General features: G+C 41.1%; 8 protein-coding genes. 7 read left to right on the top strand and 1 reads right to left on the bottom strand.

All coding sequences use genetic code 11. The features are described from left to right. Positions 1-19 precede the first annotated feature (19 nt). Entirely contained in the window at positions 20-1,762 is a 1,743-nt protein-coding gene (gene narX, locus M0M83_RS18225; protein WP_213913681.1) for a nitrate/nitrite two-component system sensor histidine kinase NarX, read from the bottom strand. 333 nt (positions 1,763-2,095) lie between these two features. On the opposite strand from narX, the gene M0M83_RS18220 reads away from it, so the two are divergent. The 7 genes from M0M83_RS18220 (at position 2,096) to M0M83_RS18190 (ending at position 12,654) form a co-directional block, all read left to right on the top strand. After that, positions 2,096-3,496 carry a NarK family nitrate/nitrite MFS transporter gene (locus M0M83_RS18220; protein WP_213913679.1) on the top strand — a complete coding sequence of 467 codons (1,401 nt, stop codon included), beginning with the start codon at positions 2,096-2,098 and terminating at the stop codon, positions 3,494-3,496. Between the two features lie 67 nt (positions 3,497-3,563). Further along, a complete protein-coding gene (locus tag M0M83_RS18215) occupies positions 3,564-7,325 on the top strand; it encodes a nitrate reductase subunit alpha (protein WP_248467129.1) in 3,762 nt (1,253 codons plus the stop codon). After that, complete coding sequence (narH, locus tag M0M83_RS18210) at positions 7,325-8,866, top strand: nitrate reductase subunit beta (RefSeq protein ID WP_125890602.1); 1,542 nt, start codon at positions 7,325-7,327, stop codon at positions 8,864-8,866. The genes M0M83_RS18215 and narH overlap by 1 nt, the downstream gene beginning before the upstream one ends. Then, the gene (gene narJ, locus M0M83_RS18205) at positions 8,863-9,585 is read left to right on the top strand and encodes a nitrate reductase molybdenum cofactor assembly chaperone (protein ID WP_213913674.1); all 723 of its coding nucleotides are present in this window, start codon (positions 8,863-8,865) and stop codon (positions 9,583-9,585) included. The genes narH and narJ overlap by 4 nt, the downstream gene beginning before the upstream one ends. Beyond that, positions 9,582-10,259, top strand: a complete 678-nt coding sequence (narI, locus tag M0M83_RS18200) for a respiratory nitrate reductase subunit gamma (RefSeq protein ID WP_004907792.1) — start codon at positions 9,582-9,584, stop codon at positions 10,257-10,259. Before narJ ends, narI begins: the two co-directional genes overlap by 4 nt. 1,233 nt (positions 10,260-11,492) lie before the next feature. Further along, complete coding sequence (locus tag M0M83_RS18195) at positions 11,493-12,023, top strand: fimbrial protein (RefSeq protein WP_148099013.1); 531 nt, start codon at positions 11,493-11,495, stop codon at positions 12,021-12,023. A 79-nt stretch (positions 12,024-12,102) separates the two neighbouring features. After that, the gene (locus M0M83_RS18190; protein ID WP_125890599.1) at positions 12,103-12,654 is read left to right on the top strand and encodes a fimbrial protein; all 552 of its coding nucleotides are present in this window, start codon (positions 12,103-12,105) and stop codon (positions 12,652-12,654) included. Positions 12,655-12,674 lie beyond the last annotated feature (20 nt).

Here is a 12,674-nt window from a genome sequence, read left to right as displayed (position 1 = left end):
ATGAGTTACTCCAATTTAATTAGGCCACAGTCAGTGGAAATACGACATTAACCGTAGTGCCACCCTGAACTCTTGGGGAAATTTGATATTTTCCATTTAGGCTTAGGGCTCTTTCTCTCATAATAATCAATCCATAATGGTTATTTTTTGTTGGCTGAGGTTGGATCCCTTCCCCATTGTCTTCTATCGTCATGGTGATTAGCCCGTTACTTTCGATTAATGAGATTTGTGACCAGTTTGCATTAGCATGCTTGAGAATATTACTTAACGCTTCTCGGATTATCTGAATAATATGAATAGATTGATGTGGAGAGAGGCTTTTGGCTGGAATTCGGTAATCTAATTCAATTTGAAAACCAAGACGTTGGCTGAATTCTTGGATTGTGCTTTCTAAGGCAGGGAATAGGCCTGATTCAGTTAACTTTAGTCTGAAGGTTGTTAAAAGTTCACGTAATTGGCTATAGGCGGAATTTATTTCATTGCGCATTTCGTTTAATAGTGCTTGGTGCTTAGTTGGCAATGTTTTAGGTTGCATTTGCAGATAACTAATTTGCATTTTGAGGCAAGATAATGATTGTGCGATTGAATCATGCAATTCTCTCGCAATCGCCGAGCGTTCATCCATAATCAGTAACTGCTGCTGTTGTTCTAATTGGTGCTCCATTGCTAGCATTCCAGCAATTTGTTTGACTAGCATGAGCACTAAATTATTTTGCTCTTCAGATAATGGCTGGTTTATATCTATTTCAGCCAAAATCATGCCATAACGCTGTAAGTTATCGGAAATCTCCCATGATATTACTTTAAGGTGCTCAGCTATTTTGGGGGATTTGAGGCAGTGTTCCTTGTTTTCAGGACAATGAATATCTTGAAAGCAGGCATCATTATTTTCTTCATATAGCCTCAATCTGATATGTTGTAATGGCATTAAGCTTTTCAGTTCAGATAATACTTTTTCTAGCCTGACAGATAGTGGCCCAATGGCATGTAAGGTGCGATTAGATTGGTATAAATAGAGTAATACATTATTTTTATTTTGTAGATCAGCCGTTTTTTCGATAACTCGGGATTCTAATTGATGGTAACTCTGTGCGAGCTCATCCGACATTTGATTTAACGTTTGACCGAGTGAATTTAGCTCATCTAGTTTTTTGCCGACAGGGAAGCGCCGACTAAAATCTTGATGGCTAATTGCATTCACCATATGAAGTAACTTAAGCCAAGGTGTATAAATTTTCTTTCTAAAATGGCAGATAGCAAAAATAAGTAGCAATGAAACGAGGCTAATAAATACCATTTGGGTGATGGCTACATAGGTTATTTTTTGTTCTGTTTTTTCATCAATATTACGAACTAATGCATCGAGTTTATTAACAAAGGTAACGACAGCAAGACGTGCATCATTAGGAGAAACTGCATGGTTAAGTACTGGTTTTAATTCTGTAACCCAATATTGATAAAGCTCTGCAAATTGCGGATTTAAATCTTCTATTTCGACAACTTGTGTCAGTTCATTGCTTAATAAATTTTTTTCAAGCTCACGAACATATACGTCAGAATATTGGTTGAGCGGCACTAATGAAAGTAAATGATAGCTTTGCATCCGCAATGAGCCTGACTTATTAATTGCATGTGCATTTCCTTGCACACTAATAATCATACTATTTGAAATTGTCATGCCAATAATACCGAGTACGGCAATCAATAGCATTAGACCAATAACTTGGTTAATGATTGAAAATCGGTGATAAGCAATAGACATAAGTGTTCCTTTCTACTCTTTACGTTTATTCATTATTTTTTGATAACGTAGATATTGTTTCTCTATTATATAAAATTGAATATGCCACTTCGGTATTACTCCTTAATATCCCATTGAATTATTCGCTTTAAATTCCAACACATAAAATTACGCAGTAATGAGTTTTTTTTGTTTTAATTCAATTTGTTATTGTTTTGTACTCCTAATACTCCTCTAGTGGTTAACGAAAAAAATCACGCATATTTCATTTAAATCTCTCTTGATTTAGATCAGCTTCACGGTGGTCTATTCGCCACACACTGCAAGCAGAAATTGTATTTATCGGGGTGATTTATGTCTCAACGAGATAATGTTAATAGCGTAGCTGTACAGCCAAATAACGGTGTTATACAGGATTGGCGGCCTGAAGATATTCAATTTTGGCAAAAAACAGGGCAGCGTATTGCCAATCGTAATTTATGGATTTCTATTCCATGCTTATTGCTCGCATTTTGCGTATGGATGTTATTTAGTGCAGTTGCGGTTAATTTAAATAAAGTGGGTTTTAATTTTACGACAGACCAATTATTTTTATTAACTGCATTACCTTCCGTTTCAGGTGCTTTATTAAGAGTCCCTTATTCATTCGTTATTCCTATTTTTGGTGGGCGCCGTTGGACTGCGATTAGTACGCTATTTTTGGTGATCCCATGCATTTGGCTAGGTTATGCGATTCAAAACCCCGCCACACCTTATCAAGTCTTTGTCATTATTTCCCTACTTTGTGGTTTTGCCGGCGCTAACTTTGCATCCAGCATGGCCAATATCAGCTTCTTTTTCCCTAAAGCTCGCCAAGGCGGTGCACTTGGCCTGAATGGTGGGCTAGGAAATTTAGGGGTCAGTGTCATGCAATTAGTGGCCCCTTTTATCGTTGGTGTTGGTGTATTTACTTTCGTTGGTGGGACTGGAGCGGCTCAGCCTGATGGTTCAACGTTGTGGCTAGAAAACGCCGCTTGGATTTGGGTGCCATTTCTACTGCTTTTTACGGTGATGGCTTGGTTTGGCATGAATGACTTAGCGGCAAATAAGGCATCTCTTAAAGCACAATTACCTGTTTTGAAACGGGGCCATCTATGGGTATTAAGCCTGTTATATCTGGCGACATTCGGCTCATTTATCGGTTTTTCTGCCGGTTTTGCGATGTTATCGAAAACGCAGTTCCCAGACGTCATTATTTTGAAATTTGCTTTTTTTGGTCCTTTCCTCGGGGCGTTAGCGCGCCCAGTTGGCGGCATGCTGTCTGACCGTTTTGGCGGTGTGAAAGTCACATTACTGAACTTTGTGGTCATGGCTGTTTTCTCCGGCTTGCTGTTTTTTACGTTACCAGAAAACGGTCAAGGAGGCTCTTTTGGGGCGTTTTATGGCGTATTTATGGTGCTGTTTTTAACGGCAGGGTTAGGCAGTGGCTCAACCTTCCAAATGATCGCAGTCGTTTTTCGTAAATTAACCATGGATAAAGCCATTTTAAGAGGGGCTTCAGAGCAAGAGGCTCAAAAAGAGGCGGTAACAGAAAGTGCAGCGGCTCTAGGGTTTATCTCTGCTATTGGGGCAATAGGTGGCTTCTTTATTCCAAAAGCGTTCGGTACATCATTAACACTGACGGGTTCACCGGCAGATGCAATGAAAGTATTTTTTATATTTTATATTTCCTGTGTGTTTATCACATGGCTGGTATACGGCCGTAAACACAAATAATAACAAGTCATAAAAATCAATTTTAGCAATGTACGGCGCCGGTCGCCGTCTCTTTGGAGGCAATCCGATGAGCAAGTTTTTAGACAGATTTCGGTATTTTAAGCAGTTGGGCGAAACCTTTTCAGGTGATCACGGGCAAGAGTTAAATGTAAACCGTGATTGGGAAGATGGTTATCGTAGCCGCTGGCAGCATGACAAAGTCGTGCGTTCCACCCATGGTGTTAATTGTACTGGCTCTTGTAGCTGGAAAATTTATGTCAAAAATGGGTTAGTCACTTGGGAAACGCAACAGACGGATTACCCACGAACTCGTCCTGATTTACCTGACCATGAGCCGAGAGGATGCCCTCGAGGGGCGAGCTACTCTTGGTATTTATACAGCGCAAACCGTGTTAAATACCCAATGATGCGTAAGCGCTTACTTAAATTGTGGCGTGAAGCAAAAGCGGAGCAACAAGACCCTGTTGCAGCGTGGCTTTCTATTATCAATGACCCGCAAAAGGCAAAAAGCTATAAACAAGCTCGTGGTCGTGGTGGTTTTGTTCGTTCAAGTTGGCAAGAAGTGAATGAACTGATTGCAGCGGCAAACGTTGCGACAATTAAAGAATTTGGTCCTGACCGTATTGTTGGTTTTTCTCCAATTCCCGCGATGTCAATGGTTTCCTATGCCTCGGGCGCTCGCTATTTATCGTTAATTGGTGGCTCATGCTTAAGTTTTTATGACTGGTATTGTGACTTGCCACCTGCGTCACCCATGACGTGGGGCGAACAAACTGACGTACCGGAATCAGCGGATTGGTACAATTCATCTTATATTATTGCTTGGGGTTCTAACGTTCCGCAAACCCGTACGCCAGATGCTCACTTCTTTGCAGAAGTCCGCTATAAAGGGACTAAAACAGTCGCGGTGACGCCGGATTACGCGGAAATTGCCAAATTATGTGACCATTGGTTGAACCCGAAACAAGGAACAGATAGCGCCATGGCAATGGCGATGGGACATGTGATCCTCAATGAATTCCATGTAAAACGTGAAGCGGAATATTTCCGTGAATATGTGCGGACTTACACTGATATGCCGATGCTTGTCATGCTAGATAAGCGTGAAGATGGCTCTTATGTTGCTGGCCGTATGCTACGCGCATCCGATTTACACAATTCATTAGGCGAAGAGAAAAATGCCGAATGGAAAACCATCGTGATTGATGAAGAGACAGGCGAATTATGTGCTCCACAAGGTTCAATGGGGTTCCGTTGGGATGGCGGTCAAAAATGGAATTTAGAGCCGCGCGCTGGGCAAGATGCTCATGACATAAAAATGAAACTCAGCTTGGCAGATAGTCATGATGAATTTGTCGATGTTGGTTTTCCTTACTTTGGTGGATTAGAAAGTGAGCACTTCCAGCATGTTGAACTTAAAGATGTTTTATTACATAAACTGCCCGCTAAACGTATTCAGTTAGCTGATGGTAGTGAATCATTGGTTACTAGTGTTTATGATTTAATGCTAGCGAACTACGGCATTGAACGTGGTTTTGGCGATGAAAACTGTGCAGTGGATTACGATGATATGAAAGCGTATTCACCTGCGTGGGCGGAAAAAGTCACTGGGGTTAGCCGCCAAAATATTATTCGCATAGCGCGTGAGTTTGCCGATACCGCAGAGAAAACCCATGGCCGTTCTATGGTGATTGTTGGCGCAGGGATTAACCACTGGTATCACATGGATATGACCTACCGTGCGATTATCAATATGTTGATTTTCTGTGGTTGCGTTGGGCAAAGCGGCGGTGGCTGGTCTCATTATGTTGGGCAAGAAAAATTACGTCCACAAACGGGGTGGTTGCCATTAGCATTCGGTTTGGACTGGCAGCGTCCACCTCGTCATATGAATAGCACCTCTTTCTTTTATAACCATTCAAGCCAATGGCGTTACGAAACTGTCTCAACAGAAGAGTTGCTATCGCCTCTAGCCGATAAACACGCCTTTAGCGGTAGTTTGGTTGATATGAATGTACGTGCCGAACGCATGGGGTGGCTGCCGTCAGCACCACAATTAAATGTCAACCCATTAAATATTGCGAAGAAGGCACAAAGTGAAGGGATGTCACCCACTGATTATACGGTTAAACAGTTGAAAGAAGGCAATATTCGCTTTGCTTCAGAGCAACCTGATGACCCTCAAAATTTCCCACGAAATCTGTTTATTTGGCGTTCAAATTTATTGGGTTCCGCAGGGAAAGGCCATGAATACTTACTGAAATACTTATTAGGAACTGAAAATGGTATTCAAGGCAAAGACTTAGGTCAACAAGGCGGCGTCAAACCTGAAGAAGTGGAATGGCAAGACAAAGCGGCAGAAGGGAAAGTTGACTTAGTGGTGACTCTCGACTTCAGAATGTCGAGCACCTGCTTATTCTCAGACGTTATTTTACCGACCGCTACTTGGTATGAAAAAGACGATATGAATACCTCGGATATGCATCCATTTATTCATCCATTATCAGCTGCGGTCGACCCTGCTTGGGGATCCAAAAGCGATTGGGAAATTTATAAGGGGATTGCCAAAGCATTTTCTGAGGTCAGCGTTGGGCACTTAGGTAAAGAAACGGATGTGGTGACGTTGCCGATCCAACATGATAGTGCAGCCGAGATGGCACAGCCTTTTGATGTGAGAGATTGGAAAAAAGGCCAGTGCGATCTAATCCCCGGAAAAACTGCACCGCACATTATCAGTGTTGAGCGTGACTATCCAAATACTTATGCACGTTTTACCTCTCTTGGCCCACTGATGGATAAATTGGGTAATGGGGGAAAAGGGATCAATTGGAATACGCAAGATGAAATTGATTTCTTGAAAAAACTCAATAAAACCCAGCCAGAGGGAGCCAATGCTGGGCGGCCAAAAATTGAAACAGCGATTGATGCAGCGGAAGTCATTTTAACACTCGCGCCTGAAACCAATGGGCAAGTGGCAGTAAAAGCATGGGATGCGTTAAGCAAAGTAACGGGCCGCGACCATACTCATCTTGCTCGTTATAAAGAAGATGAAAAAATCCGTTTTCGCGATATTGTTGCGCAGCCGCGTAAAATTATATCGAGCCCGACATGGTCAGGGCTGGAAGATGAACATGTTTCCTACAACGCCTGTTACACCAACGTGCATGAAATGATCCCATGGCGGACGCTCAGTGGTCGCCAGCAGTTATATCAAGACCATGAATGGATGCGCGCCTTTGGGGAAAGCCTTGTGGTATATCGCCCACCGATTGACACTCGAGCGGCTCAGCCACTTATGGGGAAAAAATCCAATGGGTTCCCAGAAAAAGCACTGAACTTTTTAACGCCGCACCAAAAGTGGGGGATCCACTCCACTTACAGTGACAACTTATTAATGTTGACGTTAGGCCGCGGTGGCCCAGTGGTTTGGCTTAGCGAAGAAGATGCCCGCGAACTGGGTGTTGAAGATAACGATTGGGTTGAAGCTTTTAACAGTAATGGTGCATTAACCGCTAAAGCGATCGTTAGCCAACGTATTCCTGATGGCATGATCATGATGTACCATGCCCAAGAACGGCTGATCAACTTACCCGGCTCTGAAATTACGGCTCAACGTGGCGGAATTCATAATTCGGTCACGCGTGTTTGCCCGAAACCTACGCATATGATCGGTGGTTATGCGCACCTTGCCTATAGTTTCAATTATTACGGAACAGTAGGTTCTAATCGTGATGAATTTGTGGTTGTTCGCAAAATGAAACAGGTTGACTGGCTGGATGGTGAAGGTGATGCCTACCAGCAGACCTTGAGCGGAAAGGAGAAAGCATAATGAAAATTCGTTCTCAAGTCGGCATGGTGCTAAACCTTGATAAATGTATTGGTTGTCACACTTGCTCAGTGACCTGTAAAAATGTGTGGACTAGCCGCGAAGGGGTGGAATACGCATGGTTTAATAACGTCGAAACCAAACCGGGTATTGGTTACCCCCATAATTGGGAAGACCAAGAGAAATGGAAAGGGGGCTGGATCCGCACCATTAAGGGTAAATTGGTTCCACGTATGGGGAACAAAGTGGGCGTTTTATCAAAAATCTTCGCTAATCCAGATGTACCTGCTTTGGATGATTATTATGAGCCGTTTAATTATGACTACGGCCATTTAAAAAATGCTAAAGAAGGTAAGCACGTACCGACAGCACGCCCTCGTTCATTAATTACTGGTGAGCGAATGAGTAACGTGAAAATGGGACCAAACTGGGAAGATGATTTAGGCGGTGAATTCGCCAAACGAGCCCAAGATAAAAACTTTGAACATATTCAAAAAGAGATGTATGGGCAGTTTGAAAATACGTTCATGATGTATTTGCCACGCCTGTGTGAACATTGTTTAAACCCAGCTTGCGTCGCGACCTGCCCAAGTGGGGCAATTTATAAGCGCTCAGAAGACGGTATTGTTTTGATTGACCAAGACAAATGCCGTGGCTGGCGTATGTGCTTAACTGGTTGCCCGTATAAAAAAATCTATTTCAATTGGAAAAGTGGTAAATCAGAAAAATGCATTTTCTGTTACCCACGTATTGAGTCAGGCATGCCAACGGTTTGTTCTGAAACCTGTGTTGGTCGTATCCGCTATTTAGGGGTATTGCTGTATGACGCGGACAAAATTGAGTCGGCGGCCAGTGTCGAAAAGGAAACCGACCTTTACCAGAGCCAACTTGATGTTTTTCTTGATCCTCATGATCCAAAAGTGATTGAAGAAGCGCAAAAACAAGGGATCCCATTGAGTGTGATCGATGCGGCACAGAAATCTCCAGTGTACAAAATGGCGATGGAATGGCGCTTAGCCCTGCCACTGCACCCTGAATACCGCACGTTACCCATGGTGTGGTATGTACCCCCTTTGTCACCAATTCAGTCAGTAGCGGATTCAGGGCTCTTAGCTAATAACGGTGTATTGCCAGATGTGGAAAGTTTACGTATTCCAGTGCAATACCTTGCGAATTTGTTAACCGCAGGGGATACCGAACCAGTGTTATTGGCGTTAAAACGTATGTTAGCGATGCGCCATTTCAAACGAGCAGAAACTGTGGAAAACCAATGTGATACCAGTGCATTAGAGCAAGTCGGCTTAACACAAGCTCAGGCACAAGAAATGTACCGCTATTTAGCCATTGCTAACTATGAAGACCGTTTTGTCATTCCATCGAGTCATCGAGAATTGGCGCGTGAAGCATTCCCTGAAGCGAAAGCTTGTGGCTTTAGTTTTGGTGATGGTTGCCATGGCAGCGATAGCAAAGCGAATTTATTTAATAGCAGGCGCATTGATGCCATTGATATCACACCAAAAAGTAATCAGGAGAAAGCACTATGATGACACTAAAAGTGATTTCTCGGTTATTGGAATACCCTTCGGAAGCGCTTTGGTTACATCGCGATGAGCTCATTGAAGCGCTAGAACAGGCTGATGAGCTGCCAGTCACACGGGCTGTTCAATTGATGGTGTTTGTGCGCGAGTATCTCAACGAAGACTTACTTGATATGCAGGCGCAATATTGTGAGTTGTTTGATAGAGGTCGCGCAACATCTTTATTGCTATTTGAGCATGTACACGGTGAGTCCCGAGACCGAGGGCAGGCGATGGTGGATTTAATGGCGCAATATCAGCAACACGGTTTGCAAATTGATTGCCGTGAATTACCCGACCATTTGCCCATTTATTTGGAATATTTAACGGTATTGCCGAGCAATGAAACTCTCGAGGGGTTACAGGATATTGCGCCAATTTTAGCGTTGTTAGGGGAAAGACTGAAACAGCGAGAAAGCCGTTTTTCTGTTTTATTTAATTTTTTACTTGAGCTTTCTCATAGCGATATTGCGACGGAGCAATTAAGCAAACAAGTGGCAACCGAAGTACGGGATGATACCCCAGAGGCGCTAGATGCGGTTTGGGAAGAGGAGCAAGTGAAATTTTTTGCCGATGAAAAAACATGTGGTAGCGAAGTGGCGGCACATCAACATCGCTTCGCCAATGCGGTGGTACCACAGTATTTGGATCTCAGTGTGGGCAGCCATGTAGGAGTTCAAAAATGAATTTTATCAATCAATTTTTCTTCGATATTTACCCCTATATCGCAGGGACGGTATTTATTGTCGGTAGTTGGTTACGTTACGATTACGGGCAATACACGTGGCGAGCGGGTTCCAGCCAAATGTTGGATAAAAAGAACATGCGTTTGGCATCAAACTTATTCCATTTGGGGATTATTGGGATTTTTGTCGGGCACTTTTTAGGCATGCTAACGCCTCATTGGATGTATGAATCTTTTCTGCCAATGCATATTAAGCAGTTAATGGCGATGATTGGTGGGGGCGCTGCTGGTGTGATGATGCTAATTGGTGGTGCGATGCTATTGAAGCGCCGCCTAACAAATCCTCGCGTGAGAGCAACGTCATCCTTCGGTGACATCATGATCTTAACTTTGTTGGTGGTGCAAGTTTGCTTAGGGTTACTTACCATTCCTTTCTCAGCACAACATATGGATGGTAGCGAAATGTTAAAATTAGTGGGGTGGGCACAGTCTATTGTGACATTCCATTGGGGGGCATCCAATTACCTTGAAGGGGTTGGGATTGTTTTTAAACTGCATATTGTGTTGGGTATGACGATATTTTTACTCTTCCCATTCTGCCGTTTAGTGCACATTTGGAGTGCACCTATCGAATACCTGACTCGTCGGTATCAATTGGTGAGAAATCGCCATTAAGTTTTGGGTATATAGGAATATTGACCAGTATATTTTTTTAATACAACTGGTTCTTGTATAAACAACAAACATGGTTATTTTGCTACCCCATCTTATATAAGATGGGGTTTTGTTTTAAAGGCTGATTTACTTTTTATCACCATCACCTTGAGTATAGATAATGTTAAATATAATGATGAACTATGATGATTTTCGATGACGCTTCAATTAAACATTAGTTTATATATTCTAGGTATTATTATTTTGGCGGTGATGTGTTTATTGAAAGTCATTTGGTCTTTCGCTTTACTCCACTTTGGGATTTATCTATTTCGCTATTTAACGTATTTCAATTTAATTAATCACATTAAAGATGGATTGATTAGTTTTAATTGAAGGTATTTGGTTCCGATTTTGGCCTTAATATGGGGGTGTATATTTATAAAGTTATCTCTGGTTACCTTTTATTACTATCTGAAATGATTTGAAATATAAAAAATTATCTAATGATTATTTTTGGTTTGATTTTTTCTTAATTGTTTCTATTTCCACTTTAATTTAAATAAATGTTTTTTTATATGAATGATTTCTAGGTGTTATTTATATTTATTTTATGGTTTAATTTGTTTATCTGTTTGATAATTATTGATTTATTTTTGTTTTTTGTTTTGTCTAATATGTAACAATTAGTGAATTATGAAATATTATGAAAATATTCATTTGTTTTTTTTGGGATGTTTCTGATTAATTATTTGTCGGGTAAATCTCGATTTAATATCTTTGGATTAATTTTCTGATTGCATTTCCTCTTTCTTCATTTTTTTTCACTAATAAGAACCCGTTTTGTGAGTATAAAAAACTTTATTAGTAATGATTGGGTTTATTTTATGGTTTTTTATTAAAAAAACCTTAATTTAATTAGATGAGTATCACTAACTTATCCTGTAATGGTGTATTTAAGATGGTGCGTGTAATGGATTATATATATATATCACTAACTTATAATAGAAAGGGGTAGTTAACTCACGGATTTGACATAACTAAAATGAGGTATAATAATGGCAGCGCATTGATGCACTGTTTAATTATTTCACTTATTTAATTAGCTAAGTGTGATAAATAGAAATAGTTATTAGTATCAATCCTTAATATTTGCTGATCGAATATATTTTAAGAAAAAATTAAAATAATCAGATTAATAATAAATCGTTATTTTAATTTGTGTTGTCTTTTTATCTAATGGAAATGTATAAAATGAAATTAAATAAACTTGCTTTAGTATTAGGTTTAGGTTTAGCGGTAGTTGCTGGTTCTGCTTCTGCAAACCAAGGTGGTGGCCAAGTCACTTTTAAAGGTTCAATCATTGATGCTCCTTGTTCAATTCCACCAGGTTCTCAAGCATTTGAAGTACCAATGGGTGCTATCGCAACATCCGCATTAAACGGCGGCGGTAAAAGTATTGCTCGTGACTTCAATATTCAATTAGAGCAGTGCGACATTTCGACTCTGAAAACAGTTCAAACTACATTTACTGGTACACCAAGTGCTTCTGTAACTGATGGTTTAGCTATCGCAGGTACCGCGAAAAACGCAGGTATTGTGATCACTGATTTCAACGGCACTAAAATTGCTTTAGGCGCGAAATCTCCATCACAAGCTCTGTTCACAGGTGCAAATACACTGCGTTTCCAAGCATATTTGCAAGGTGATGATGATGCAGTAAATAAACCAGCTGTACCTGGTGAATTTGATGCAATCGCAACATTTGCTCTGAGCTACCAGTAATTGGTATCGCCCGTACAAGGATGTATGGGCACTAATTTGAATGCATTGAAATTGGTTATTAAGTTGAAATGGAGTCGCTATGAATCACTTTGGCATTATTGTCATGGTGCTTTCAGGAATGATATTTGCCCCGATAGTGAGTGCGCAAAATCAAAATTCTCGGGCACAAAGTCAGTTCAAAGGAACTGTTACTATGGGCGGTTCAATCATTGAGAGCCCTTGTGCAATTGATGCTGATAACCGAGATCAATCAGTTAGCATAACGACTGTACCGGTTAGCCAGATAATTCACGACAGAGAAAGTCCAACAAGTGATTTCTCTATACGCCTTATCAATTGTGTTTTAACACCGGTAACTCCTGGAGCTCCTAATTGGCAAACTTTCAATATTACATTCGATGGTCCAACTGATGGCCGTAACTTCGATGTGTTTGGGCATGCGAATGGATTATCAGTAAAAATTTCTGATTTGGCTGGAAATGTTGCAATACCTGGTAAGGCAATGCCAGATTTACCTATTAGCGCGGGAGAGACAACTCTGCACTATAAGGTGCAGGTAGTGCCTAATAATAAGCGCTTAAAACCAGGGAATTATCAGACAACTATCCGTTTTAAAATGGATTATTACTGAGTTATTACTAAGGGACTATT

Source organism: Providencia rettgeri (assembly GCF_023205015.1).
Lineage (GTDB): Bacteria > Pseudomonadota > Gammaproteobacteria > Enterobacterales > Enterobacteriaceae > Providencia > Providencia rettgeri_E.
This window is presented reverse-complemented; position numbering and strand designations above follow the sequence as displayed.